The organism is Oligoflexus sp. (assembly GCF_035712445.1).
Classification (GTDB): Bacteria; Bdellovibrionota_B; Oligoflexia; order Oligoflexales; family Oligoflexaceae; genus Oligoflexus.
This window is the reverse complement of record NZ_DASTAT010000031.1, coordinates 11,994-37,919: the sequence shown is the minus strand read 5'-3', so window position 1 is coordinate 37,919 and position 25,926 is coordinate 11,994. Positions and strand designations below refer to the sequence as shown.

At 55.7% G+C, this 25,926-nt stretch carries 20 protein-coding genes; 11 read left to right on the top strand and 9 right to left on the bottom strand.

Going from position 1 to position 25,926, the window contains the following annotated elements:
• Positions 1-211 precede the first annotated feature (211 nt).
• On the bottom strand, positions 212-1,033 hold the full coding sequence (locus tag VFO10_RS06905; RefSeq protein WP_325138410.1) for a lysophospholipid acyltransferase family protein: 822 nt from the start codon (positions 1,031-1,033) through the stop codon (positions 212-214).
• A 146-nt stretch (positions 1,034-1,179) separates the two neighbouring features.
• Between VFO10_RS06905 and VFO10_RS06900 the strand changes: the two genes are divergently transcribed.
• The 5 genes from VFO10_RS06900 (at position 1,180) to VFO10_RS06880 (ending at position 7,469) form a co-directional block, all read left to right on the top strand.
• Complete coding sequence (locus VFO10_RS06900) at positions 1,180-2,034, top strand: GNAT family N-acetyltransferase (RefSeq protein WP_325138409.1); 855 nt, start codon at positions 1,180-1,182, stop codon at positions 2,032-2,034.
• Positions 2,035-2,066: 32 nt separating this feature from the next.
• Positions 2,067-3,071, top strand: coding sequence for a M14 family zinc carboxypeptidase (locus VFO10_RS06895; protein ID WP_325138407.1), 1,005 nt, complete (start codon positions 2,067-2,069; stop codon positions 3,069-3,071).
• 137 nt (positions 3,072-3,208) lie between these two features.
• Complete coding sequence (locus VFO10_RS06890) at positions 3,209-6,478, top strand: hypothetical protein (RefSeq protein ID WP_325138404.1); 3,270 nt, start codon at positions 3,209-3,211, stop codon at positions 6,476-6,478.
• A gap of 198 nt (positions 6,479-6,676) precedes the next feature.
• Positions 6,677-7,027 carry a response regulator gene (locus VFO10_RS06885; protein WP_325138402.1) on the top strand — a complete coding sequence of 117 codons (351 nt, stop codon included), beginning with the start codon at positions 6,677-6,679 and terminating at the stop codon, positions 7,025-7,027.
• 82 nt (positions 7,028-7,109) lie between these two features.
• Positions 7,110-7,469: a hypothetical protein gene (locus tag VFO10_RS06880; RefSeq protein ID WP_325138400.1), complete on the top strand. Its 360-nt coding sequence runs from the start codon at positions 7,110-7,112 to the stop codon at positions 7,467-7,469.
• A 39-nt stretch (positions 7,470-7,508) separates the two neighbouring features.
• On the opposite strand, the gene VFO10_RS06875 is transcribed toward VFO10_RS06880, so the two are convergent.
• Positions 7,509-9,821, bottom strand: a complete 2,313-nt coding sequence (locus VFO10_RS06875; RefSeq protein WP_325138397.1) for an NADP-dependent malic enzyme — start codon at positions 9,819-9,821, stop codon at positions 7,509-7,511.
• Between the two features lie 242 nt (positions 9,822-10,063).
• Here VFO10_RS06875 and VFO10_RS06870 point away from each other — a divergent pair, with 242 nt between their 5' ends.
• The gene (locus tag VFO10_RS06870) at positions 10,064-11,227 is read left to right on the top strand and encodes a PQQ-binding-like beta-propeller repeat protein (RefSeq protein WP_325138395.1); all 1,164 of its coding nucleotides are present in this window, start codon (positions 10,064-10,066) and stop codon (positions 11,225-11,227) included.
• 2 nt (positions 11,228-11,229) lie between these two features.
• On the opposite strand, the gene VFO10_RS06865 is transcribed toward VFO10_RS06870, so the two are convergent.
• On the bottom strand, positions 11,230-11,664 hold the full coding sequence (locus VFO10_RS06865; protein ID WP_325138393.1) for a DUF5360 family protein: 435 nt from the start codon (positions 11,662-11,664) through the stop codon (positions 11,230-11,232).
• Positions 11,665-11,966: 302 nt separating this feature from the next.
• Between VFO10_RS06865 and VFO10_RS06860 the strand changes: the two genes are divergently transcribed.
• Positions 11,967-12,518, top strand: a complete 552-nt coding sequence (locus VFO10_RS06860) for a GNAT family N-acetyltransferase (protein WP_325138391.1) — start codon at positions 11,967-11,969, stop codon at positions 12,516-12,518.
• 79 nt (positions 12,519-12,597) lie between these two features.
• Positions 12,598-14,787 (top strand): prolyl oligopeptidase family serine peptidase, encoded by a 2,190-nt coding sequence (locus VFO10_RS06855; RefSeq protein ID WP_325138389.1) that lies wholly within the window; start codon positions 12,598-12,600, stop codon positions 14,785-14,787.
• A 74-nt stretch (positions 14,788-14,861) separates the two neighbouring features.
• Here the strand turns inward: VFO10_RS06855 and VFO10_RS06850 are convergent, their stop codons facing one another.
• Positions 14,862-15,932: a hypothetical protein gene (locus VFO10_RS06850; RefSeq protein ID WP_325138387.1), complete on the bottom strand. Its 1,071-nt coding sequence runs from the start codon at positions 15,930-15,932 to the stop codon at positions 14,862-14,864.
• 353 nt (positions 15,933-16,285) lie between these two features.
• Here VFO10_RS06850 and VFO10_RS06845 point away from each other — a divergent pair, with 353 nt between their 5' ends.
• Together VFO10_RS06845 and VFO10_RS06840 are read left to right on the top strand one after the other, a co-directional pair.
• Positions 16,286-17,272, top strand: a complete 987-nt coding sequence (locus tag VFO10_RS06845) for an NADPH:quinone oxidoreductase family protein (RefSeq protein ID WP_325138385.1) — start codon at positions 16,286-16,288, stop codon at positions 17,270-17,272.
• Positions 17,273-17,470: 198 nt separating this feature from the next.
• Complete coding sequence (locus tag VFO10_RS06840) at positions 17,471-19,912, top strand: fatty acid cis/trans isomerase (protein ID WP_325138384.1); 2,442 nt, start codon at positions 17,471-17,473, stop codon at positions 19,910-19,912.
• Positions 19,913-19,953: 41 nt separating this feature from the next.
• Here the strand turns inward: VFO10_RS06840 and VFO10_RS06835 are convergent, their stop codons facing one another.
• From VFO10_RS06835 to VFO10_RS06815, 5 genes are all read right to left on the bottom strand, one after another.
• Entirely contained in the window at positions 19,954-20,871 is a 918-nt protein-coding gene (locus tag VFO10_RS06835; RefSeq protein ID WP_325138426.1) for a sterol desaturase family protein, read from the bottom strand.
• A gap of 208 nt (positions 20,872-21,079) precedes the next feature.
• The gene (locus VFO10_RS06830; RefSeq protein WP_325138382.1) at positions 21,080-21,472 is read right to left on the bottom strand and encodes an AgmX/PglI C-terminal domain-containing protein; all 393 of its coding nucleotides are present in this window, start codon (positions 21,470-21,472) and stop codon (positions 21,080-21,082) included.
• A 112-nt stretch (positions 21,473-21,584) separates the two neighbouring features.
• Positions 21,585-23,006, bottom strand: coding sequence for a peptide MFS transporter (locus tag VFO10_RS06825; protein WP_325138380.1), 1,422 nt, complete (start codon positions 23,004-23,006; stop codon positions 21,585-21,587).
• A 173-nt stretch (positions 23,007-23,179) separates the two neighbouring features.
• On the bottom strand, positions 23,180-23,596 hold the full coding sequence (gene arr, locus VFO10_RS06820) for an NAD(+)--rifampin ADP-ribosyltransferase (RefSeq protein WP_325138378.1): 417 nt from the start codon (positions 23,594-23,596) through the stop codon (positions 23,180-23,182).
• An 18-nt stretch (positions 23,597-23,614) separates the two neighbouring features.
• Entirely contained in the window at positions 23,615-24,067 is a 453-nt protein-coding gene (locus tag VFO10_RS06815; RefSeq protein WP_325138376.1) for a MarR family transcriptional regulator, read from the bottom strand.
• A gap of 230 nt (positions 24,068-24,297) precedes the next feature.
• Between VFO10_RS06815 and VFO10_RS06810 the strand changes: the two genes are divergently transcribed.
• Positions 24,298-25,917 carry an NAD(P)/FAD-dependent oxidoreductase gene (locus tag VFO10_RS06810; protein ID WP_325138374.1) on the top strand — a complete coding sequence of 540 codons (1,620 nt, stop codon included), beginning with the start codon at positions 24,298-24,300 and terminating at the stop codon, positions 25,915-25,917.
• The last annotated feature ends 9 nt before the right edge of the window (positions 25,918-25,926 follow it).

The window sequence follows — 25,926 nt, the reverse complement described above, 5'->3', positions numbered from 1 at the left end:
GATTATCACGTCGAATTCTTCGTCGCGTAAAGAACGGCTCTTGCTATTCCCCAGCTATCCATTTGAATCACTGTTCGGTGTCCCGGTGCAGGTCTTTAAGCAAAGACCAAAGACACCCATAAACCCCGGCAACCATCGGGAGTTTAGACCACCGAAATAATTATTTCTTTTTGGTAAAGAGTCCCAGGAAATCAGCTTTGCACGGAGGTTCTTACGAGGCGGCAGAATCTTTCACGACGCACAGGCGCACAGGCTGCGTGGACACCGAAGTATCCCCATCATATTGAGCCTTTTGACAAAGGCCCACCGTTCCTTCCCAGGCCTCGCGCGCCGCCTCAGAAAGCGACGCAGCTCGATTCACCTGAAGAGGTTCAAGGTATATTGTAAGTCGAATGGAAGGCTCCTTCAGACGCCGGAAAAGATGCGGCAGCAGCTCATCGTCATCAATCCAGGCTTCTTCCGCATGCTTTTCATAATGAAGTCCCGCCAACCACACCGGAGCCCCGGGTTCACGGAGAACCGCAATATTCCCCCGGCACCAAAGTTCAAGCCGCGGCGCGATTTCAGCGGTTGTCGTCCCTTCAGGAAAAACACAGTACGAAAGATCATGAATCTGCGTCTGAAGTCGACGCAGGGCACGAACACGATCCCGCACATTCTCACGATTCACAAAAACAGTATTACAAAGTCGAGTGACCGTCCCCAGAACAGGCCAGCTTTCAATACAGTCTTTCGCCATGAAGCCCAAAGGAAAAAGCGAACCGAGGGCAAGGATGTCCCAATAGGAAACATGATTACTCAGAAGAAGAAAAGGCCTGTCATCCAAAGGCCTCGTTCCCAAAACCTGAACCTCTAAACCCGCACAGCGGCTCATGGCCCTCAGGTGCGCCTGCATCACCGCAGCCACCAGCTTTTTACGCCTGATCGTGCGCTGCCCCTGGAAAGCACCGAGCAGCATCACAATGCTCAAAAGGCTCAGGATCACACAACCCAGCATAACGAGACGAACCAGGGCTCGCATTGTCTTCAGCATAAAATTCCCCTTGGCCTTATGGAAGCATGATCGCAGGCCGCCGTCATGTAATTTATGCACTCTTTACGCAGAATTTAATACGGATTCAAATGAATGACGTAGCCTTTCAGCATGAGGATTAACATTCTGCGAACCAGGAGTGGACGATGCAACCCGATCACGCCTTAGCCCCGATGTGGACGAGCGAATCTTTGGGACTGGATACCGAGCTGCCATCCACCTGGCGAGCCAAGGTTCCCATTTATCTTGAACAGGCCCGCTACATTATCAAGACAGCTGACAGCCTTGAGGAATTCCGTCAGGTGATCGACCTCCGCTCGGCCGTCTTCATCGAGGAATTCGCTGGAAAAAAAGGGGCGCCCAGGTTGGATCTGGAAGCACGGGATCAGGATGCGGACTTCATGATTATTCAGGATCGCGATACGCGGGAAGTGCTGGCCAGCTATCGGCTGCTCTGCTCGGAATTCACCCAGGATTTTTATTCCTGCAGTGAATTCATGATCGATAGCTTTCTGGAAACGCCCGGCAGAAAGCTCGAACTGAGCCGCGCCTGCGTGCGACCGGATAAAAGAAGCAAAGGCATCTTCGTCCACCTCCTCTGGCGCGGCCTCGCAGCCTATAGCGCCGCGATTCAAAGCCGCTATCTCTTTGGCTGCTCCAGCGTCCAGAGTCTCGATCTTCGCCATCTCGTTCAGGTCTATCAGTACCTTTATCAAAACGGCTGCCTCGATGATCGCTTCCCAATTCAGCCTGTGTCCGGCTATTCCATCATTGAACGCGAAGGGCTTCTGGCCATGATCCTGAAAACCGGAGCCGGCGATGGAGAAAACCTCCTGCCGCCGATCCTCGGCGCCTATTTGAAAGCGGGTGCGCGGGTTTATGGGGCTCCTGCTTTCGATCAGGATTTTCAGTGCCTGGATCTTTTCACGGTATTGGATTTTGATCGACTTTCCGAAGCGCATGGGCGCAAGTATTTGCGCTCCTCCAGAAATGAGTGGTGATTTTGTATTCTGCGTTCAAAGACTTTCCGGAAATGGAAGACCTCTACGCCTGTGCCGATAGCATCAGCACTGTAGGGGAAGTTCGTGAAGAGGCCTGGGTTCGCTACCGGCATCACGACTTCCCCATTCTCAGCTTTCGCTTTGGAACGACCGAGCCCGCGGCGCCTACCCTTCTTTTCGTCGGCGGCGTGCATGGCCTTGAAAAAATCGGCACGCACGTCGTCACCTCGTTCTTGAAATCCTTCATTCGACTCGTGCAGTGGGATCAGACTCTGATTCATCTGCTCAGCAGCTGCCGCATTCTCTTTTATCCGCTGGTGAATCCGGTCGGCATGTTTCAGAACACCAGGGCCAACGGCCGCGGCGTGGATCTGATGCGCAATGCCCCCATCGACGCCGAGCACAGCACGCTGCCCCTGGTCGGTGGTCACCGCATCGGCAACTGGCTGCCCTGGTATCGCGGCGACGAATTCGAGCCGATGGAAACGGAATCCGCGGCTCTTTGTGATTTTGTGCGCAAGCAGGTGTTCCCCGCCCGCACCTCTTTGATCCTGGATGTTCATTCCGGTTTCGGACTTGTCGATCGCGTCTGGTTTCCTTACGCCTATTCTCAGCGCTATTATCCGCATGCGCCCCGCATCCTGGCTTTGAAGAAGCTGCTCGATCAGAGTTATCCGCATCATGTCTACGTTCTGGAGCCGCAGCATCACTCCTATACCACGCATGGCGATCTTTGGGATTATCTGAGTCTTGAGCATCAGGATCTCAAACTGCCGGGCGTGATGATTCCCCTCACCATGGAAATGGGCTCCTGGCACTGGGTGAAGAAGAACCCGCGGCAGATGTTTAGCAGTTTAGGAATTTTCAATCCCGTCCTGCCTCATCGCATCAAGCGGGCGGAACGCAGGCATTTCTTCCTTTTCGATTTTTTGGTGAAAGCCATCGCCTCGGGAGACCGCTGGGCCGAGATTCAAGGCCAGAAAAAAATTTTTCTGGAAAAAAAGGCGAGGCAGCTTTGGTATTCCGCGCGACGCTGATCGAAAAGTAAGGTCTGCGAAAGGTCCGTAAACTCGCCTGCCTTGGTAAAAATGCTGGGAATTCGCTGACATTTCTATCAAGACCGACCTCCCACGCTCCGAGTGCGCACACAATGTGAGTCTGTGGGAGAAAGAATATGCTTAAGAAAGCTCTCGGGCTTGGGATCGGGATGGCTTTGGCTCCGATCGCCCAAAGCCAGACGGATCGCCTCAGTTTTCCGATCCATATGAATATGAACCCGAATACCCAGGATCTTGAGCTTCTGGCCAGCAAGGCCCGCCTTTGGAATGGGCACGAGATGCTCACCGCGGCTTTTGATTTCAAAAACATTCGCTGTGAGCTGCGGGAACCTCGGCTGAAATGTTTTGGGAATGTTGAGCTGAATCCCTCGGATCTTCCTGATGACACGATCAGTTGGCAGCTGACCTTTGACTGGAACCTGAATGACCAGCGCGATGCGAACGAACCTTTGATTGCTCCTAAAGCGAGCAGCACGGTGGCGGGACGTGCGAGGATGATGCTCACGGCCGTGGCGTCGGGAGCGGCTGTTATTTACACGGAGCCGAACTGCAGCTGCCGTACGCAGACGGCCAGCTGTTTGGAAAAACAGACCTGGCAGGTTTTGATTCGCGAGAAATCCTCGGCGACTTTGCTCTGGGGTCCTGAAACACAGTCCACATTGCTCGATTCTTCGTGCCAGGCGGTGATGCTGCTGGGCCGCGATGTGAGCCTCGATCCAGCCTTGCCCATGCGCGATCCTTCTGAATTGCAACTCATCCTTCGTGGGCCCAATCAAACGGAACAAAGTTTGGAATTCTTCTGGCTCAGCGGGAAAGGCAAGGACGGCGATCGAGGGCCTCAGGGTCTGCGCGGAGATACGGGCCCTGCAGGTCCATCGGGGTCTCAAGGTCCTCGGGGTGATGTCGGGCCTGTTGGTCCCCAGGGTTTGATCGGTCCCAAAGGTGATCCCGGTGCCGAAGGACCGCGCGGTGTTGTCGGTCCCGTGGGACCGTCCGGGCCTGTTGGGCCTCGTGGTGAGCAGGGCGAACCCGGACCTCGTGGTGCTGCCGGTCCGCAAGGTCCTCGCGGGGAAATGGGCGATGAGGGTCCACAAGGGCCTCAGGGTGTGCAGGGCATCAAAGGTGAAAAAGGCGATATCGGCCCTACAGGTCCGCAGGGATTAAAGGGTGAGAAAGGGGATACCGGAGCCACAGGTCCCGCCGGGCCCACAGGCCCTAAAGGCGATAAGGGCGATACGGGTCCCATCGGTCCGCAGGGTCTTAAAGGTGATAAAGGCGACATCGGCCCGACCGGCCCCAAAGGTGATAAAGGCGATCCAGGACCTCGCGGAGAATCCGGCATCAAAGGCGAACCGGGCGCAAAAGGTGATCCCGGTCCTGCCGGTCCCCAGGGTTTAAAAGGTGATCCCGGTCCCGAGGGTCCTGCTGGAGCCATGGGTCCTGTTGGTCCCAACGGCGACACAGGCCCTGCCGGTCCCAAAGGTGATGCTGGACCCAGCGGTCCGAAAGGTGACGTCGGACCACAAGGTGAAAAAGGCGACATTGGACCTGCTGGACCCAGCGGCCCGAAAGGTGATGTTGGACCTGCAGGACCACAAGGTGAAATCGGACCTGCGGGACCAAAAGGAGATGCAGGACCCGTTGGTCCGAAAGGTGACGTCGGGCCACAAGGTGAAATCGGACCTGCAGGACCCAAGGGCGAAAAAGGCGACACCGGACTTGCAGGACCACAGGGCGCAATAGGCCCGATCGGACCCCAGGGTTTGCAGGGAGAAAAAGGGGAAAAAGGTGATGCTGGACCCATGGGACCAGAAGGAAAAATCGGACCGACAGGACCACAAGGTGAAATCGGACCCGCGGGACCTAAAGGAGATGCAGGGCCCATAGGCCCCAAAGGTGACGTCGGACCACAAGGTGAAAAAGGCGACATTGGACCTGCTGGACCCAGCGGCCCGAAAGGTGATGTTGGACCTGCAGGACCACAAGGTGAAAAAGGTGACAAAGGAGACTCAGGACCTCAAGGCCCACAAGGTCTCCAAGGCATTCGCGGCGAAACAGGAGCCACCGGCACCCAAGGTCTTCCCGGTGAAAAAGGCGACAAGGGTGATCCAGGACCACAAGGCCCGCGCGGCATTCAAGGCGAATCGGGTGCAACAGGAGAACGCGGCCCACAAGGCGAAATCGGACCCGCAGGACCTAAAGGAGATACAGGACCCATAGGCCCGAAAGGTGACGTCGGACCACAAGGTGAAAAAGGCGACATCGGACCTGCAGGACCCATCGGACCGAAAGGTGATGTTGGACTTGCAGGCCCACAAGGTGAAAAAGGCGACAAAGGCGACAAAGGAGACCCAGGACCTCAAGGTCCACAAGGCCTCCAAGGCATCCGCGGTGAAACAGGAGCCACCGGCGCCCAAGGTCTTCCCGGTGAAAAAGGCGACAAAGGAGATCCAGGACCACAAGGCCCGCGCGGCATTCCTGGTGAATCCGGTGCCACAGGAGAACGCGGACCGCAAGGAGACCCAGGCCCTGCAGGACCCAAAGGTGATATTGGACCCATAGGCCCGCAAGGCGTGAAAGGCGATACAGGACCGATAGGACCAACAGGCCCCCAAGGTGAGGCAGGTCCCACAGGACCGCAGGGTGACCTTGGACCCATTGGCCCCCAAGGTCCAAAAGGCGACACGGGTCCTGCAGGTCCTCAAGGTCTCAAAGGAGAAACCGGACCCGCAGGTCCGAAAGGCGACAAAGGTGATCCCGGACCCATTGGCCCGCAAGGCCTTCAAGGCATTCGCGGCGAAACAGGTGCCACCGGTGCCATAGGCCCGATGGGACCTCAAGGCCCACAGGGCTTACAAGGCGAACCCGGCCTTCGCGGCCCCAAAGGTGAAACAGGAGAAACCGGCCTACAAGGTCCGAAAGGTGACAAAGGCGATCCCGGTCCCACCGGCCCGCAAGGACCGAAAGGCGAAACAGGAGAAACCGGCCTACAAGGACCCAAAGGCGAAACAGGAACCACCGGACTGCAAGGCCCCAAAGGCGAAACAGGAACCACCGGACTGCAAGGCCCCAAAGGCGACAAAGGCGATCCCGGACCTACCGGCCCTCAAGGCCCACAAGGTCTTAAAGGCGAAACCGGAGCCACAGGCGCCACCGGCCCTGCAGGCCCGATCGGTCCGCAAGGTCCCGAAGGTTTGCGCGGCGTCAAAGGCGAAACAGGTGCGAAAGGTGACAAGGGCGACAAGGGCGATCCCGGTCTCGAAGGTCCCATCGGTCCCGTGGGTCCGCGCGGGCCCAAAGGTGAAACCGGATCCACACCGGACCTGACGCCTTTGCAGCTTCGCATCGAACGTTTGGAACGCGCCCTCGGACTTCCTCCACTCTGAACCTGAACAAAACGGCTCCGGCCCCTCGGCTGGAGCCTTTTAATTCCCGCCCTTCCGTCCTCCTCTTTTCAACGCCAACCATCCGGAACCCTTCCCAAATCCCAATCCGTCCCAAATGGTAAGACAGTCTTTGCGACTCTTCCTCGATAAAAAATGAGGGCACCTGATGCCATGGGCCCTGGATAGAGGAGATGCGACATGAAAAAAGTACTGCTGATCGACGATGATCCCGTGTTTGTTTCGATCGCCGAAAAAGCCTCGAAAGACTATGGATTCGACATTGTCAGCGTCTCCAGCCTGAAACAATTCAAACTCACCAATCTGAAAGGCTACGATGCCTTCATGGTCGATTACGATCTTTCAGATGGAACCGGAGACGAAGTCCTGGAGATCCTCAATCAATATAAAATCAACCGGCCCGTGGCCCTCATCAGCACCACCAATCATGTGGAAGATGCTGATCCCACAGTGGTTCTTCACCCCTATACCTTCGTCAGCAAATGGCAGGATACGGAAAGTTTCTTCCAGGAACTGCAAAGAGTCTTTTAAGAATGCGCGCGATCACTTGCTCTCGGCTATGGAAAGCCCTAACATTTTCTATAGCCATTTTTACACTACTGGAGTTCCCGTTATGAAAGCACTGGCTTTTAGCTTGATTTCTGTCTCTTTCATGAGTCTGGTCCTCACCGCTTGCGGCAGCAAAGATGATGAGGAAGAGGCTGCTCCAACTTCAACCTACACCTATGAAGCCAACACTCAAGCGATCATCGACAAAAACTGTGCGACAAGTGACTGTCACGGCAAAGGCAACAGTGCGAGAAACACCGAGTTGACGTCATTGGCTCAAATCAAGCCTGTCGCCGCTGAGATGGCGAAACGGATCAAGGCTACTGACAGCTCAGTTATGCCTCAAGACGAACCTAACTTCAAAAACACCGACGAAGGCAAAATCCTTCTCGACTGGCTCGCCGGCGGCGCTGACCTGAAATAAGAAAAAAGGATCTGGCCTCTCGCCAGATCCCTTCCTTCCTCACCAACGCTCCATAGCCTGATGCGCGGTCACATAAATCATATTCACCACCTCATCCGTCGTCGCGCTGATCTGCAGCACATTCGCCGGCTTTCTCATCCCATGCAGAATCGGTCCAATCAAAGACGCATTCCCAATCTGCGCCATCATCTTATACGAAATATTCGCCGAGGCCAGATCCGGGAAAATCAAAACATTGGCATCCCCGGTCAAACCACAGAAAGGAAACTCCCGCTCCCTCAGCCCTTCATTCAAAGCCACATCCGCCTGCATCTCTCCATCGATCTCCAGCTCCGGCCGCAGCTTCCTCACGATCTTCACCGCCTCGGCAACCTTCCCGGCATCGGGCGAACGGCTCGCACCAAAACTCGAAAAACTCAGCATGGCCACGCGAATCGGATCGTTGGTATAACGCTCCGCCACCGCCACTGTGCTCAAAACAATCTCAGCCAGCTTCACCGCATTCGGATTTTCATTGACGGTGCAATCCGCGAAGAAAAACTGCCGATCCCTTTGCATCACCATATAGATACCAGCCAGCGTCTGCTCATCATGCACGCCGATCACTTCCAAGAGCGGCCGAATGGAAGGCCCGTAAGGCTCGACCACACCCGACACAATCCCATCCGCATCCCCACACTGCAGCATCATCGCCGCAAAGTAGTTATAGTTATGAAGCAGCTGCCGCGCCCCGCTCTGCGACACACCTTTCCGCTGCCGCTCTTCAAAGAGCCGCGCGGCATACTCATCAAATTTCTTGCTATGCACCGGCGCGATGATCTCAACCTTATCTCTAAAATTGATCAGCCCAAACTTCTCGGCATTGATCAGAATCCGCTCAGGATTCCCAATCAAAGAAATTTCCAAATCCCCTTCATCAATGACCTGCGCCGCGGCTCTTAAAATCCGCCGATCATAGGAATTCGGAATAACGATCCGCGCCTTCCTCTGTTTGTTCTTATGCACCGCATGAATCTGCCGCTGGATCGACCGCATCATGCTCTGCGTTGGTCCAAGGATATGCTCGATCTGCTCCGCATAACGCGCAATATCAATCGGCCGGCGCGCCACCCCCGAATCCATCGCCGCCTTCGCGACAGCGGGCGCGACATGGAACAGCACCCGCGGATCCACCGGCTTCGGAATCAAATAATCCCGACCAAACTGATAAACTTCACCATCCTTATAAGCCTTCATCACGGCATCCGGCACGCTCTCGCGCGCCAGCGCCGCAATCGCCCGCACAGCGGCCAGCTTCATCTCCTCATTGATCACCCGCGCCCGGACATCCAGGGCCCCACGGAAAATAAAGGGAAAACCCAGCACGTTATTCACCTGGTTCGGATAATCCGAACGCCCGGTCGCCACGATCGCATCCGGCCGCACCGCACGCGCCGCATCGGGCCGAATTTCCGGCTCGGGATTCGCGAGTGCAAAGATAATGGGATTGAGCGCCATTTTCAGAATCATGTCGGCACTCAAGGCCTTGGCCACCGATACGCCGACAAAGGCATCCGCACCATCCAGCGCCTCGGCCAAAGTCCGCAGCTCGATATCAAGCGCGAACCTTTCCTTATACTGATTCAAATCCTTGCGGCCTTTATGAACCACACCCTTACTGTCACACAGAATCAGATTCCGCGGCTTCACACCGAGCGATAAAAAGAGATTGGCGCAGGCAATCGCCGCCGCACCGGCACCGGAAAATACCACGCGCACGTTTTCAATCTTTTTCTCGGCGACTTCCAGCGCGTTCAAAAAAGCTGCAGCAGCAATGATGGCCGTCCCATGCTGATCATCATGAAAAACAGGTATATTCATCTGCTCGCGCAGTTTTTCTTCAATGTAAAAACACTCAGGCGCCTTGATATCCTCAAGGTTGATCCCGCCGAAGGTGGGTTCCAGGGCTTTCACGCAGGCGATGAACTGATCAGGATCCTTGGCGTCCACTTCAATATCAAAGACATCGATGTCGGCAAATTTTTTGAAGAGCATGGCCTTGCCTTCCATCACCGGCTTGGCTGCATGCGGGCCGATATCACCCAGGCCCAGGACCGCCGTGCCGTTGGAAATCACGCCAACCAGGTTGCCGCGCCCTGTGTAGATGAAAGAGTCCTCTTCATTCTTTTCAATTTCCAGACAGGGAATGGCGACACCCGGAGAATAAGCCAGAGTCAGATCACGCTGCGTCGCCGCAGGCTTTTTGATGCCCGTGTATATCTTTCCCGCCGGCGAACGGCGGTGATAATCCAGCGCCTCCTGTTCCATGATTTTCTGGACTTCGTTATCAGCTGCTTCTTTATGGTTACTCATGACCTTTTATTCCTTCAAATCGGGAGCGATTGAATGTTCATGCTATCCCTCCCCCCTCAGGCTGTCAAACCCGATACTGTTCGCGTTTTCTTCATAATGCGCCCCATGCATTTCACCTTGATTTTAAAGACGGGGATCGCTAATTAAAGAGAGGGAACCTTCCCAACATTCACATTCCGAAAGACATGCACTTCGCCCACGCCTTCTTTCGGGAGCTTCACGACCTATTATGGAGATCCCTTATGAAAGCCCTCTGGCTGCTCGGCTTTGCATTGTCATGGACTGCGTTGGGCGCTGCGCGTGTGGAATGGAATGCCCCTTTGGGTGACTGCCAGCCCGTTGACCTTGCTCTTGCACCGTCGGGACAGAGTTACGTGACCTGCCAGGAATCCTATGGCGAGGCCATACTCGTGAACAGCTATGACCTGGGTGGACGTTTGGCGATCAGTCGTGTATTTCCCGCTGCCCAGGGTGAAAGCTGGCTGCCGCGCGATCTTCTGTGGCACGAGGGAATTCTTTATCTCAGCCTCAGCATGCAAAAAGCGGACGGCACCGATTCGCTGCTCGTCGCCCTGGATCCGCTCACGCTCGATCCGCTTTGGCAAAAGGAGGAGCCGCATTTCGTCAGCAATACCCTCGTGGCCTTGGCGAACGCGGGATTTTGGTGGCTCGGTGTGAATGATGCGCGGGATGCCGACATCCTCGCGCTGCGTTACAGCACGGCGGGCGAGGTGGAGGCTTCCTTTCGGTATGACAGCGGTGGTGATGATGGTCTAGGCTTCGACCGGCGCAGCGGCGCCTCGGGACCTGATCAGAGCCTTTACATAGGCGGTTTTTCTCAGCTCTTTCGTGTCGCAGCCGATGGCGCTCTGCTTTGGAAGCATGATGTTCCCACCACAGCGATCGTAAGCGCGGCGGATGGAACCGTGACGGCGACCCACATGCGTGCGCCGCTCGGCAAAACAATGCGCTTCGATGCGGATGGTCGGGAACTCTGGCAGTTCGATCAGGGCGGCTCTGCGCTGACCTTGGCCGCGGATCATTCGATTTGGTTAACCGGCACCCGCGTCACGGATCAGACCGCAGGCTGGGATCTCCGCGTGCTGCACCTCACAGAGAACGGGCAGCTGCAAACTCTCGATCTTTATCAGGGACCTTACCAGGATCGCGCCGTGGATATTGCGACAGATGCTGGAGGTTATGCGTATGTGCTGGCTTCGAGTTATGTGAAATCAGGATGGGCGGGAACCGCCGATCGTTATTTAATTTTAAAATACGCGGCTGATGGCCAAAGACTATGGAGTCATTTGTATGGTGTTATCGGTCTGCCCGAAGCCCTGCAGGTGACAGCGGGCGGCGACGTCTTCGCGCTGGGTCGTGATGGAACCATCCTGCTGCGCGATTGAACTCAGCGGCCGCTGCGCCTCACGATGAAGAGCAGAAAAGGCAGCGGATAAAGCAAAAGAAAGAGATTCGGCAGCCACCAGATCCAGGAAAAATCGCTGCGCAGGGTCCAGAAGCTGAGTGCCTGAAGGCCCGCGCAGAATGAGAAAGCCAGCGATAAAAGCGCCATGGGCAGGGCCTTGCCCGAGCGGCGGGCGGCCAGGTAAAGGGTCAGAAGACCCGTGAAGGCAATCAAAGCATAAAGGACCAGAAAGGACCGGCTCCAATCCATGAGCAGGGGTTCATCGTGGTTCTTGAATAACCACGCGCGCGGAATATGCTCGAAGGCCACCAGGACCCAATAGAGGATAAAGCCGATATCCACGACCAGAAAACAGGTGCGAAGCCCTGGTGGTAGTAGGTCCGGCGCCGAAAACATGCGCTGCTTTGGTCGGGCCATGCAAGGGTCCCCCTGGCGAATGCCCGCAACACGGCGAGCCTTTTGCTGGATTGTACTCTTTCCATACTAGATTACTTGGATGTCAGGATCACCTGGAAACTGCAGAAACTCTTGAAAAAAGCTGCGGGAATGCAGGCCGCCGAATGCGTTGCCATGATCATACGCATTGCGAAACGGCCGGCTTCCCCACGGTTCGGCCCGTCTACAGACAATTATGCAGCCGGCGCAAAATGTAATTGTTTGCCTGAAACTGATGCCCTACCATGCGGATCATGAAACGAACTGGAAGAAAGAGTCGCAGCATGCCCATCCATTTGGAAAGTCAGCGTCTGATTCTGGATGAAGTCACCAAAGACGATGTCACGGCCATTCATCGTTACGCGTCTGATCCTGATGTGGTGCGCTATCAGAATTGGGGGCCCAATACTCTCAAAGAGACTCAGGACTTCGTTCAGCAGGTCCTGGATTGGCAGGACGACAATCCACGGCGCTACATCGTCCTTGCCATTCGAAAAAAAAGCGATCCCCGCATGCTGGGCGCCGTTTCCTTGGAAGTGGATGAGCAGCTGCCCTATGCGGCCTTTGGTTTTTCCCTGGCTCGCGATGTGTGGGGGCAGGGCTATGCGACTGAAGCCGCGCAAAGACTGATCGCCCATGTCGAAGAACGGATGCCCCTGACTCGTCTGACGGCCTCCTGTGATCGTCGTAACAAGGCGTCGCAGGGCGTTCTGCGCAAATGCGGCTTTAAATCCATGGGCCTTATTCATGAGCACATGATGCTGCGGGATGGCCCTCGCGACACCATGCTCTTCGAACTTCCACTTCGGGCCGCGACGGCTGCGGCTTCTTCTTGATGACCACCCCTTCCAGGTGCTAAAGCAGCAGCTGGCCTGCTGCATTCAGGTCTTCGTTATCTGCCCATAAGGAGTTCTCATGCACGCCCCTGCCCGATGGCTGTCCTATTCGACCGCCTTTTTTCTTATCTTTGGCTGCACATCCGTTCCGCCCGCGAACACCTCCGCGGAAAAAACCGCGACCAAACTCGGTCCCCCGCCAGCCACTCTGGTGAAACCCGTGGTCGATGAGCATCACGGCGTCCAGGTCACCGACCCTTACCGCTGGCTGGAATCGAATGATAGCAAGGACGTTCAGGAATTCATCAAGCAGCAGAATGAGTATGCCCGCTCCTATCTCGATGGCCTCGAAGGCCGCGATAAAATCCGCCAGCAACTCAATGAAATATTGGGCAGCACCTCGGTCAGCTATCGCGATCTCAAGGCGGTGAAAGGCCAGATCTTTGCGCTCAAGCAGCAGCCGCCGAAGCAGCGCCGCTTTCTCGTGACTCTGCCCTCGCCGGATCAAACGGCCCAGGAACGCATCGTGATAGATCCGGATGCCATCGAACCCAAAGGCAAGGTGGCGATCGATTGGTATGAAATCTCGCCCGATGCGAAATATGTGGCCGCGTCCTTGTCGGTGGACGGCAGCGAATCCGGTGATGTCTCCGTCTTTGAAATCGCGACGGGCAAGCGGGTTTTTGAAACCGTTCCCGGTGTGAACGGTGGCACGGCCGGCGGCGACCTCGCCTGGGCACCGGACAGCAGCGGTTTCTATTACACGCGTTATCCGCGCGGCGACGAACGTCCCGCCCAGGACAAGATGTTTTATACCCAGCTTTATTATCACAAGCTGGGGACACCGACGGAAAAGGATCGCTTTGAGCTGGGCAAGGACTTTTCACGCATCGCCATGTTCTTCGTCGACGTGCATCCCTCGGGTTATGCGCTGGCTGCCGTCCAGAAAGGTGATGGCGGGGAATTTCAGCATTTTCTAAGAGGCCTGGATGGCCAATGGAAGATGATCGCCGACTATCCCGATCACATCGCGCAATTTTTCTTTGGCGAGCGCGGTGATCTCTATTTCATCTCGCTGAAAGACGCGCCCTTTGGCAAGGTCATGAACGTGAGCCTTAAGGATGTGAACCTCGCCAAGGCCAAGGTCGTGATCCCCGAGGGCAAGGAAGCGATCATCACCGACATCACGAGCGGTGAGGGCTTTGCCGTGCACAAGGGGACGCTCTATGTTTCCTATCAGCTGGGTGGGCCTTCCGAGATCCGGACCTTTGATCTGAACGGCAAAAGCAAAAAAGGACCCAAGGCTGCGCCGGTCTCGGGCGTCAGCAACGTGGTCGGGCTTGATAACGGTGATATCCTGTTCGCGCAGAGATCCTATCTGGAGCCGACAGCCTACTACCGCTTCTCGCCGCAAAGCGGAGCGACGGTGAAAACAGCGCTGCAGGAAAAAAGTCCCGTGGACCTTTCCGGTGTGACTGTCATTCGCGAGATGGCAAAGTCAAAGGATGGCACGCTGATTCCAGTGAATATCATTCTGCCCAAAGGTGCCAAACCCGGCACGCCTATTCCCTTCGTGCTGAATGGTTACGGTGGATTCAGCATCAGCATCGAACCCTCGTTTTTGGGTTCGCGCGCGGTCCTTCTTCAGTCCGGCGTCGGCTATGCGATCGCCAACCTGCGCGGCGGCAGTGAGTTCGGCGAGGCCTGGCATCGGCAGGGATATCTGACCAAAAAACAAAATGTGTTTGATGACTTCATCGCCGCCGCTGAGCACCTGGTGGCGAAGAACTATGTCCTTCCGAAAAAACTCGCGATCATCGGCGGTTCCAACGGCGGCCTTTTGATGGGAGCTGCGATCACCCAGCGTCCTGAACTCTTCGGGGCTGCGGTGGCTTCGGTGGGTTACTTCGATATGATTCGCATTGAAAGCGAACCCAATGGCGCCTTCAATTCCACGGAATATGGCACCATTGCCGATAAGCAGCAGTTCGAAGCGATGTACGCGTACTCGCCCTATCATCGCCTGAAGGATGGCACGAACTATCCTCCGATGCTGATGCAGGTCGGAGCCACCGACATGCGCGTCGCACCCTGGCATTCCCGGAAGATGGTGGCCCGTCTGCAGGCGGCCTCCGCGTCCGGCGCTCCGGCGCTGCTTTATACGCGCTTTGATGCGGGTCATGGCATGGGCAGTTCCGTTGCGCAGCAAATTGATCAGAATCTGGATGCCTATTCCTTCATGCTTCACTTTCTGAAACACACGCACTGAAGAAAAAAGAGCGGGGGTTCTTAGCCCTCGCTCCCCTGACAACCAGTTCACTGAGGACTCGATCCCGTCCTCGCTCAGTAATTAAAATCCTTAAGATCACAGGGCGAGTATTCAAAGTCTTCCACATCTTTGGGATTCGCAGGATCGGTCACATCCTTGACCGTGATACTGCCTTCAACAGCCGTCAGCATATAAATCTTCGCAGCCTCGGTGGAACCTTCCGCATAGATGCGGGCTTCCATGCTGCCTGAGTAAACCGAGCAGGCCTTGGCATCAAACTTCATCAGAAGTTTATTGAAGCTGGCTTCCACATAACTATCGGCAGCTTTCGAAGCCTTCACCACACCCGAGCTGATCAGCTTCGACAGAAGCTGGCGATCGTGGGCAAGATTATCCCAGGTCGTGGTCACCTGCAGATCCTCCTTGGTTTCCACCCTCAGAGCCAGATCCTTCACGCTGCCATCCTTCGCCACGAAGTTGTCCGTGCGGCTGACGCTGAAGCTGATGCTTTTGCTGCGGCTGATGCTGCCGTCGTCATTGGTTTCCTGGGACAGCCACTTCGCATGGCGGGTGCCGTCCACAGCACTGGTCAAGGACCGCTTTGTGGTTTCCCGGGTCCGGGCGACGGTTTTTTCCAGACTGCGGGTGGCGTTGCGCTTGATGGAAACATCCAGTTCATAGCCGGTCAGATCCGCTTCGAAATCAATCGCCGCCACCTTATTATTCAGTTCGCAGCCGACCGATCCACCGTCCAGCGACCAGGTGCGCACGATATCATTTTCAATACTGGCCGAAGCGCTCACAGATATACGCGCATTGGAACGTTTCCAGCTCATTTCCTTATCCCGCGTTATCGTCACGACGGCTTTATCATCCGACGCCGCGCAGCTGCGGTCCATGGTGATCTGCACCTCAACACCCAGGCCGTTTTCCAGGGCCATGGCTGTCCCCGAGTTACTCGACATATTGGTGTCGCTCATGCTGTCCATCGCTTCACCGAAACTCGCCGCCACGGCTGCTTCACTCTGCGCATCATCGCTGGCAAGGCCCGAGGATGGGGCCACGCGTTCATCCTTGGCACCACAGCCGACAAAAAGGGAAGCCGCGAGAACCACACAAACAGGAGCGAAAGTAAACTTTTTCATGCGAAGTCTCCAAGAGGGTTTCAGACCGATGGGCACCTCCCATCACAACCTACAAAAGACTTATCGGCGGTCTCTTTTTGCAATTAAGCAAAAATTTTATCTTCCTGTTATCACAGATAGAAAACCATTTTTCTGAATAGTACGGCAGGTCTTTTTGCAAACTTTTCTGTGTAAGCCCCTAAAACTCCTGACCATCGTTTTTCGGAATTTGGCCGGCACTTGCAAAAACCCCTCACCGATTCTGACTACATCCCATTTTCATCAATAATATCAACCAGTAATTCGCGAATATGATTTGCAAAATCATCGGTTTCCGCACTATGCTCCGGGGAAATTTCAAAGAGGATGACCGCATGAAAGCTTTGGTTTGTCGTGAATTCCAATCCCTCGATCATCTGACTGTGGAAGATCGTCCGCGTCCGACTCCGGAAAAGGGCCAGGTCCTTATCTCCGTGAAAGCGGCGTCGGTGAATTTTCCCGATGCCCTCATCGTCCAGGGTAAATATCAATTCAAACCCACCCTCCCCTTCATCCCAGGCTCGGAATGTTCGGGCGTGATCACGGCCCTCGGCCCGGGCGTCAGTCGCCTGAAAGAAGGCATGGCTGTTCTCGTCGTGATGCCATCAGGCGCGTTCGCGGAAGAAATCCTTGCGCATGAAACGCAGGTTATTCCTTTGCCACCGGACCAGGATTGGGCGACCGCTGCAGCGATGCCTATGACCTATGGAACCTGTCTCCATGCTCTAAAGGATCGTGCGCAGCTGCAAAAGGGTGAAACCCTCCTCGTGCTGGGCGCTGGTGGTGGCATTGGGCTCGCTGCGGTCGAGCTGGGTAAACTGATGGGCGCGACCGTGATCGCGGCCGCATCGTCTGCGGATAAACTCGAAGCGGCGCAGAGTCGTGGTGCGGATCACCTCATTGATTATTCACGCGAGGACCTGCGGGCTCGTTTGAAAGACATCACGGGTGACAAGGGCGTGGACGTGGTCTGCGATCCCGTTGGCGGAACATACACGGAAGCAGCTTTGCGTTCGACCGGTTGGGGCGGCCGTTACCTCGTCATTGGTTTTGCCGCCGGCGATATTCCTAAAATCCCTCTGAATCTGGCGCTGCTCAAAGGCTGTTCGATCGTGGGCGTTTTCTGGGGAGAGTTCATGAAACGCCAACCCCGCGAGGCCATGGCGGAGATGAATCAACTGCTTCAGTGGCTGGCGCAGGGCGCGATCAAACCTTTGGTTTCCAAAAGTTTCGATCTGCAGCATGCGAGCGCAGCTCTTGAAGCCGTGTACACGCGTCAGATCACAGGCAAGGCCGTGATCGTCCCTCAACTTACAGTGTAAGCGATTTCCTGCCTCAAGCCTTTTCCCAGCGCAGCGCTGCAAGCTCGCGAAACTTCATACGATCAAGTCGGGGCGCACTGGGAAAAGTCCTGATACGTCTCTTTTTTTCTCTTCCTCTCCTCGCCCAGGACGCGTATCAAGCCATGAACACAAGGAATGGCAAGCTTTACAACGCGTATCTATCCATCAGGGAGGCTTATGAAAACCCTTTATCGAGTTCTGTGGTTTTGGCTTTTGCTTCTGATCGAACCGGCCGCAGCCCAGTCTCAGCCTTATGCCGAGCACCTGTCCCTCTACCGGGCTGGCAATCGCTTTTTGGAAGCCAAGGATGATTACACCGATCGCATCCAGCCCATCCTCGCCCGATACTGCATCGGCTGTCACTCCTGTACGAATGGTCCCTGCCAACTGAATATGACCTCCTACGAAGGGCTGGCGCGCGGCATGCTGAATGTGGATCCCTATAAGTCGGTGACCTTTGGAACACCGGATACCCGGCTTTCCCACAACTGGTCCGTGGAACAGTGGCGAAAGCTCGGCTTCACATCCGTGCTTCCTGATCCTGAAAACGGCGAGGCCGCCGAGGACTCCCTGCTTTTCCTCGCGCTCGAACTGGGCCGCGAACGCAACACCAGGCTCGCCTTTCCCGAAGCACGAACCTTCGCCAGCCAGCACATGCAGCAGAAGTATGAGTGCCCCACCACGGCCGCTGCCTTTCGCCGCCTCACCAGCAAACATCAGCTGGGCGGTATGCCTCTTGGTCTTGCCGCTATCCCCGACAGTGAACTGCTGACCCTGATGGACTGGGTCAAAGCCGGTGCGCAGGGCCCGGGCGCAGAAGCTCAGAAATTCCTACGCGAGCCCCAGCGAAGCGCATTCAGCTCCACGGCCATGGCCCCGAATGCAGTGGTGCACAAGTGGGAGGATTTCTTCAATCATGATGATCTGCGCTATCAACTGGTCGCACGCTACATCTATGAACATACCTTCCTCGCGCATATTGAACTCGAAGAAAACCCGGGTGAATTCTATCAGATCGTGCGCTCCACGACACCGGCTCCGAACCCCATCAGCAAAATCACAAGCGAGCTGCCGATGGATCATCCCGGAACGGAAGGGAGGGTTTACTATCGCCTGGAAAAAATCGCCCGCGTGATCGAAGCCAAAACCCACACCGTCTGGCATCTGAATCTGAATAAGCTGGCCTACTTTGAACGGCTCTTCATGCTGGATCAGGCTTGGCCCCAGGGGCCTTTGACCAAACTTCCCGGCTACACCAGCATCAATCCCTTTGTTTATTTCGAAGCGATTCCTGTCCTCGCCCGCGCCCGCTTCATGATCCAGGAATCGAAAATCATCAACCAGGCCATTGCCCGCGGGCCCATCTGCTTTGACCAGGCAGCCGCCAACGGCGTGGATGAATATTTCTGGAAGTGGTTTTTGAAACCCGAGCAGGATCCGTCCGTACTCGATCCCAAGCTGGGTCTTGCGTCTTACAGTGACTTTTATCCAGCCTATAAGGAAAAAACCGCCATCCTCGATGATTTAGCCGAGCAGCGCTATCGCCGCGCCTTTGAAAGAACCCTGCGTCGCGTGAAACCCGAGGGCATCACGCTCGATGATATCTGGCTCGGCGACAACTGGAATCCGAAGGGAGAAGCCGCGGAAAAGAATCCCAACGCATGGCTCGCGATCTATCGCCATCAGTTCACAGCCGAGGTTCTGACCGGAACCCAGAAAAGCCTGCCCGGCTTTCCCCGCAGCGTTCAGCTGATCAGCTATGCGGCGCATGAAAGAATTTATTATAACGAGGCGGCACGCTTCCGCTACTGGGCGAGCAGCCTCCACAAACTGGATACCTGGAATTGGGTCATGTATACGCGCACCGAGTCCGAAGACTTCTTTGCGGCTCTTTTCTCGGATGAAGACTATCGCCAGTCCCTGCGCAATCGCATGACCGAACCGGCTTTCCGTATTTTCGTGGGGCTTCAGGATTACGCCAAAGGTCGCAACACGCGGGACAATCGTGGCGAATCCGAATACAGCCTCGCCCAGACGATGATGCAGCGCATGGGGCCCGAGGTCGTCGGGACCAAGGATGAACTGAACAACTGGCCGCTCACGCAGCTGGCTCGCGGTATCCCGGACGATATTTCCAATCTTGAGCAGTGGGAGCAAGGCCTGCGTACCCTCACCGGCGAGAACGGCCTCAACAGTTCGCGCTTTGCCCGTTACCTCCCCAATATCATTCACGTACGCCTGGGTCAGAAGCACCTTTACTCACTCACCGTCAACCGCGGTTATGCCTACACCAAACGCTCCGAGCCCGGTTTGGAAAAAGCCTCACGCCGCCCGGAAAAAGATCGTCTGCACGCAGTGCGCGGCTTCATGGGTGTGACGCCGTATCTTTATGTGGATCTGGCCTTTTCAGATGCCGCCGCATTCCTGCGCGAGATCGCTGCCCTGGATTCGGAAGATGATCTTCTGCGCTTCAAATCAAGGCCCTTTGTTCTGCGGCGTCATGATCCGAAGGTCTGGTCCTTCACAGAATGGCTGGAGCGAAAAGCTGTGGAAGAGGATCCGAGCGAAGCCGGGCTTTTGGATCTGCGGTACTATGATGCCGAAGACAAGCCTTTTTAAAAAGAAAGGGAGCGGTGGCCCGCTCCCATCCATCCTCGTCCTTAAGCTGACTCATTCAGCGGCATGGGTTCTTCGCAGACTTCACGCAGCGGCATCAGAACACTGACGCTCGCGGCCTGATCGGGCTTCGCGCTCTGCATGGGCGAGCCCGGTTTCTTAAAGAGATACAAAACTTTTTCCATGAAGGTCCCAGGCTGCTGCAGCTCGGCCCACAGACGCTCGGGGCCAATCGTTTGAATCTTGATGATATGGGTCGTATTGATCTGCTTCACAAGGCCAAATTCCACGGTCTCAACTTCCGGTTCAAATGTTCCAAACAAACGGTCCCAGATGCACAGCGCCCCGCCGTAGTTTTTATCCAGATACTGTTCGTTGCGGCCATGATGCACGCGATGCTGGGATGGTGTGGCCAGAACATATTCCAGTATGCCCAGTTTCCCAATATACATGCTATGCACGGGCACCTGATAAACACGGTGCAAGAGCTTCATCAGAACGATCATCGGCACGGGAATACCCAGCAGCGCCAGCAGCGCGAGGAAGATCCAGCGATAGGCTTCCTCGACCCACGACAGGCGCGAGGCGACGGCCAGATTGAATTTCTCGGACGAATGATGAATATTGTGAAAGGCCCACAGAATATTCAGCTCATGTCCCAGACGATGATCCCAGTAGTAGAAGAAATCCACGAGCAGGAAACACATAAGCCAGGTCCAGGGACTCGTCATCGACCATTCAAATGGACTCAGGCTCTGCGCCCACACCAAACCGCTGACGAACACGGCACCGAGCAAAATTTTTCGGATCCACTGATAGCCAAGCGATGTGATCACGCTGGCGATCGTGTCTTTGATTTCATAAACGCCATCGCGCTTCGCATAACTATAGGCGGCCTCAAAAGCGATCATGCCTATGGTTGCTGGGGCCACGATCTGCAGAATGTTTTGGGTCAATTGCATCAAGTCCAAAGTCACACTCCTCTTAGGATGTCAGCGGGCTTGCCTTAATATTTTCGGAATTTGCGCCCGCTTCTCAAAAGAGTCGTGTAACGAGGGGAAGGGATTGAGCTAATTCATGATGAATTCGCCGCCAGCTCCATCCATAAGTGCCTATAATGCAAAGGATAAGCTGGCCTGCTCAAGAAGAATAGGCGGTCATGGTCAAGGCTTAGGGCTGGAATGAAAAAGGATAGCGAACCTTGATCTCCTGACCATCGCGCGGCGGAGGAAATTGCCAGGCTTCAATCCTGCCGACAAGGCAGCCTTCCATATTCGGACTTTTGAGCGTGCTCGCGAGCAGACGCACATCGCTGGTCCGACCATCCTTTTGAATGGTGAAGGACATAAGCACTTTGCCAAAGGCCTTGGGATTCTGCTGCTGCTCGTCCTTGTAGCAGGCATTGAAGTCAGACAGCTTGGGGCGCACGAGGCTTTCCACATCATCCGCTTCCGGCGCCGCCTGCCCCGTCTGGGACGGCATCACCTGCGGCTGTCCGCTTTCCACGTGCGTACAGGAGGTCAAAAATAAAGCCAGAAACAGATGGCGCCAGGGAAACGACATGGGCGGGTCTCCTTGAAAAACTGTCCATCTATTCTGGCTGTCAGGGCGGCGAAAGTCGAGAGAAGAGATTCCCGACTTCACCGCACCTTTGTCACACCATCACCGCACCCGATCAGTGGTGCCCCAGCGCCGAACGCAGAGGCTTATTGAAGGCTGCCATGGCCACGGCCGCGATCGCCGCGAGCACAGCCATCATCGTAAAGAAGCTGCCCTTCGACATGGTGCTGTAGAAGGTGCCGAGGTAACCGCTCAGATAGTTGCCGAGGAAGCTCGACAGGAACCACATGCCCATCATCATCGAAACGATGCGAGCCGGGGCCACCTTGGTCACGAGCGAAAGGCCCACAGGCGAAAGGTAGAGTTCACCGAGCGTCAGGACCATCGTGGTCATGACCAGCCACAGCACCGAGCCCCGCGCATCACCCACCACCGAAGCGGCAAAGATCATGATGCAGAACGCAGCGGCGAGCAGAAGACAGCCGATGGCCATTTTCGTGACCGAGGAAGGTTCCTTGTCCTTGGCCGCCTGCTTTTTCCAGAAGATGCCGAGCAGCGGTGCAAAGATCAGAATCGCGAGCGGGTTGAAGGACTGGTACCAGGTCGAGGGCACTTCGAAGCCCATAAGGTTCCAGTTGGTTTGGTTATCAGCCCAGAGCTGCATGGTGTTGCCCTGCTGTTCATAAACAGCCCAGAAGACCACGTTCAGTCCGCAGAGGATGATAAGAGCCCAGATGGCTTTCCATTCGGCAGGCGTGAAGGGTTCTTTCTTGGCATTTTTCTGCGCTTCGGTCTTGTTCTGCAGCTTGGCTCCGGCGTGATCAGGATGCACGTGGATCAAACGCTGACCGAAGATATAGACCATCAGGCCGATGATCATGCCCACGCCCGCGGAGCCGAAGCCCCAGTGCCAGCCGAGCTTCTGTCCCAGCGTTCCGCACACGAGCGGCGAGAGGAAGGCGCCGAGGTTGATGCCCATATAAAAAAGTGTAAACGCACCGTCACGGCGTGGGTCATCCTTGCCGTAGAGGTCACCGACCTGAGTCGAGATGTTCGGCTTGAAGGCGCCGTTACCGATGATCAGGAAAAAGAGCGCGGGGAAGAAGAGGTTTTCAAAGGCCATCAGGAAGTGACCGATGGTCATGAGGATACCACCGACGATCACCGTCCGATACTGCCCGAGCCAACGGTCCGCCACCCAGCCACCAATCAGCGGCGTGGCATACACCAGACCTGTGTACAGGCCGTAGATCTGCGAAGCCAGAGGTTGAATCTCAAGTGTTCCGAAGATCGACTCCAGGATCCCCTTGATCGTCGCGAAGCCCACCACCTGCGTATTCACATCGGGGCGTAGAAAGAGGTGATCCACCATGTAAAGCACGAGCAGGGCACGCATGCCGTAGTAACTCATGCGCTCCCACATCTCAGTCAGGAACAGTACGAAAAGGCCCTTGGGATGGCCGAGAAAACTGCCCCCCACATCATTGAACTGGCCGGCCGGTGCACTCGCGGCCCCCTTCTTCGTTATCGTTGCCAAATCTGATCCTCCGTCTGGAAAAAGTGTCCAGTTATAGCAAGCATCAGAAAAATTTCAATGTTTATGGATAAATGTAGTGTTTCTTAAGGCAGTTGCGACCAGGCGCTCGCAGCACGGCTTCATCCCGCCAGGGATGGGCCACGTTACTTAGGCGCCTGCCAGAGGGGCAAGACTTAGTCTTCGATGATCTGCGCGCCGCTCTGCATCAGCGTTTTAAGGGCTTCTTTGCGCGCTGCGATTTCTTCCTGGGAATGCCCTTGCCAGGCGGTCACCACACCGACCACCATAAGGGGACTGGCGGTCCGAAAGGAATTGGTCGGATTGCCGGGAAACCTTTTGTTCGTGACGTTCGGGTCATCCTGCAGCTCTCCGGTAGGTTCGACGACATAGATGGAGCAGGGATTGTCCCCGGCAGCAAGTTCGGCACCCCAAGCTGCAACGGTGAGATTCGAGGTGAGGTAAACGTATTTTGATCTTCGTCCGTCCTCATAGTTGGAGTCATTGCCAGGAGAGATATGATCGCCGACTTTGAGCGCCGCTTTGGTGCCGTGAAAGAAGCATTGCACGAATTCTTTGATTTTTGCGGTCATGGGAACTCCTGTGAAACTTTAGTTCTTATGTTCGGCAGTGGTGTCATGGATGACGGAAATCAGGTCGCCAAGGAATCGTTCGATCAGCTTAAGCTCGGCCTCTGTATACCGGCTGATCACGCCCTCGATCTGCGCCTGGTGGTTTTGATAGAGCGGAGACAGGAGTTCCATGATCCTGGCTTTATCGGGAACAATGATGACTTTGCGGCGATCGTCAGGCGACGGCTGCCTTTGGACGAGGCCTTTTTTTTCGAAGCGGTCAATCATTCCCGTAATGGCGCCGGTTGTTAAGCCGCAGAGGACGGCCAACTCCCCGGCCGTCATCTGACCCTTCTGGATTAAAAAGCCGAGATACTTGTGGTCCGTCCCCGACAGTCCAGCCTTGCGCCCGATCGCTTCGTGCATGCGAATCGAAACGAAAGAGAAAGTCTGATAGAGCTTTCGAATTTTCACGACATCATCCTGACTCAAGCGCCACCTCCCTTCCTCTAGCTTATCGGCTCATTATCTTAGTTACTAAGACAAATTCTTAAACCAATGAAATTAATGAACATAATCAAGCATGAAAGCCACCTGGTGCCGCCTGAGGGCCCAGGCACTGCGTCATTCACGACTTGCCTGGTTCATAATTCATTTGACATGGGGCACCCGGGACCTATAGTCCTTCCCTCAAAGTGCTGCCTTTGCAGGAGAACGTGGTTATGAGTCTTGTCCTAAAACAGCTGAGTATTCCCGTGGCATCGGGTGATCCTGATGCGCAGCTGCGACCTCTCCTGGCCCAGGAACTCGGCATTCCCGAGCAGGAGATCACCTCGCTCCGCATTTTAAAAAAATCCCTCGATGCCCGCAAAAAATCGCGCATCGTCTATCACTACCAGGTGAATTTCGATTGCGTGGATACCGCTGCGGTTCTGCGCAATGTGGGCGAAAAGGTCGAAACCTACGTCGAGCGCCCGCATTATCACCCCATGGAAGGCATCAGCCTCCAAGGCAAACGCTTCCGCCATCCGCCCGTGATCATCGGCAGCGGCCCGGCCGGAACTTTTGCGGCCCAGGTCCTGAGCGAGATGGGCCAGCCCTGTATCGTGATCGAACGCGGGGAAGCGGTCGAGAATCGGATGCGCACGGTGCACCGCCTTCTCAGAAACAGCGACTTCAACAACGAATCGAACTACTGCTACGGGGAAGGCGGTGCCGGAACTTTTTCCGACGGCAAGCTCACCTGTGGTCGCAATCATCCTTTGATCCGCTATCTTTTTGAGCAGTGGGTGCGTTTTGGAGCCCCGGATGAAATCCTCTACGATGCGCATCCGCACATCGGCACGGATTATCTGATGATCATCGCCAAGCGCACGCGTCAGCATCTGGAAACGCTCGGCACGCAATTCCTCTTCAATAAACGCTTCGTCAACTTCGAAAGCGGTGGAACCAATGCCCGTTACAGCGTAACGCTGCATGACGGCACGCGCCTTGATACCGATCACCTGGTCCTGGCGATCGGTCACAGCGCGCGTGAAACCTATCAGATGCTCCTCGACAAGGGTCTTGCGATCGGTCCCAAACCGTTCGCGATCGGTGCCCGCTTTGAACATCCGCAGGATGTCATAGATAAAATTCAATTCGGCAGCTGCACAGTGCTTCCGGCCGCGGAATATAAGCTCGCCGCTCAGGCCGAAGGTCGCGGCATCTGGACCTTCTGCATGTGCCCGGGCGGACACCTGATGCCCACCGGCGCTCAGGAAGGTCACCTGGCTATCAACGGCATGAGCTACCATGCGCGGAACAGCGGCTTTGCCAACGCCGCGGTCGTGGTGAACGTCACGCGCGAGGACTTCTACCGCGGGCATCCGCTGGACGGCATGCATTTTCAGGCGGCTATTGAACGCGCGGCTTTCGCAGCTGGCGGCGGCAACTACTTCTCGCCTGCGCAAAGGCTCACCGACTTTTTGAAAGCACGCGACAGCAAAGGCACGCTCTCATCGAGCTACAAACCCGGTGTGACCAATGCCCGTCTGGATAAGATCCTGCCGGACTTTGTCGTGAACAGTCTGCGCGGAGCTTTGACTGAATACAATAAACGCATGCAGGGTTTTTTGAGTCCCGAGGCGATCGTCGCCGGTGTGGAAACGAAAACCTCGGCGCCGATCGTCATGCACCGCGACAAAGGTCTGCAGTCGGAAAGCCATCCGGGCATTTTCCCGGCGGGTGAAGGCGCAGGCTTTGCGGGCGGCATCGTTTCAGCGGCCTTGGATGGCGTGAAAATTGGTCGCGCTGTGGTTGAAAATGCTCTGGCCGAGCAGCTGCTCGTCAGTCTTCATTGAAAGGAATGG

Excerpts from the sequence above, each read along its gene's own strand:
- VFO10_RS06905 (WP_325138410.1), bottom strand. The coding sequence starts at position 1,033 with ATGCTGAAGACAATGCGAGCCCTGGTTCGTCTCGTTATGCTGGGTTGT.
- VFO10_RS06900 (WP_325138409.1), top strand. The coding sequence starts at position 1,180 with ATGCAACCCGATCACGCCTTAGCCCCGATGTGGACGAGCGAATCTTTG.
- VFO10_RS06895 (WP_325138407.1), top strand. The coding sequence starts at position 2,067 with ATGGAAGACCTCTACGCCTGTGCCGATAGCATCAGCACTGTAGGGGAA.
- VFO10_RS06890 (WP_325138404.1), top strand. The coding sequence starts at position 3,209 with ATGCTTAAGAAAGCTCTCGGGCTTGGGATCGGGATGGCTTTGGCTCCG.
- VFO10_RS06885 (WP_325138402.1), top strand. The coding sequence starts at position 6,677 with ATGAAAAAAGTACTGCTGATCGACGATGATCCCGTGTTTGTTTCGATC.
- VFO10_RS06880 (WP_325138400.1), top strand. The coding sequence starts at position 7,110 with ATGAAAGCACTGGCTTTTAGCTTGATTTCTGTCTCTTTCATGAGTCTG.
- VFO10_RS06875 (WP_325138397.1), bottom strand. The coding sequence starts at position 9,821 with ATGAGTAACCATAAAGAAGCAGCTGATAACGAAGTCCAGAAAATCATG.
- VFO10_RS06870 (WP_325138395.1), top strand. The coding sequence starts at position 10,064 with ATGAAAGCCCTCTGGCTGCTCGGCTTTGCATTGTCATGGACTGCGTTG.
- VFO10_RS06865 (WP_325138393.1), bottom strand. The coding sequence starts at position 11,664 with ATGGCCCGACCAAAGCAGCGCATGTTTTCGGCGCCGGACCTACTACCA.
- VFO10_RS06860 (WP_325138391.1), top strand. The coding sequence starts at position 11,967 with ATGCCCATCCATTTGGAAAGTCAGCGTCTGATTCTGGATGAAGTCACC.
- VFO10_RS06855 (WP_325138389.1), top strand. The coding sequence starts at position 12,598 with ATGCACGCCCCTGCCCGATGGCTGTCCTATTCGACCGCCTTTTTTCTT.
- VFO10_RS06850 (WP_325138387.1), bottom strand. The coding sequence starts at position 15,932 with ATGAAAAAGTTTACTTTCGCTCCTGTTTGTGTGGTTCTCGCGGCTTCC.
- VFO10_RS06845 (WP_325138385.1), top strand. The coding sequence starts at position 16,286 with ATGAAAGCTTTGGTTTGTCGTGAATTCCAATCCCTCGATCATCTGACT.
- VFO10_RS06840 (WP_325138384.1), top strand. The coding sequence starts at position 17,471 with ATGAAAACCCTTTATCGAGTTCTGTGGTTTTGGCTTTTGCTTCTGATC.
- VFO10_RS06835 (WP_325138426.1), bottom strand. The coding sequence starts at position 20,871 with ATGCAATTGACCCAAAACATTCTGCAGATCGTGGCCCCAGCAACCATA.
- VFO10_RS06830 (WP_325138382.1), bottom strand. The coding sequence starts at position 21,472 with ATGTCGTTTCCCTGGCGCCATCTGTTTCTGGCTTTATTTTTGACCTCC.
- arr (WP_325138378.1), bottom strand. The coding sequence starts at position 23,596 with ATGACCGCAAAAATCAAAGAATTCGTGCAATGCTTCTTTCACGGCACC.
- VFO10_RS06810 (WP_325138374.1), top strand. The coding sequence starts at position 24,298 with ATGAGTCTTGTCCTAAAACAGCTGAGTATTCCCGTGGCATCGGGTGAT.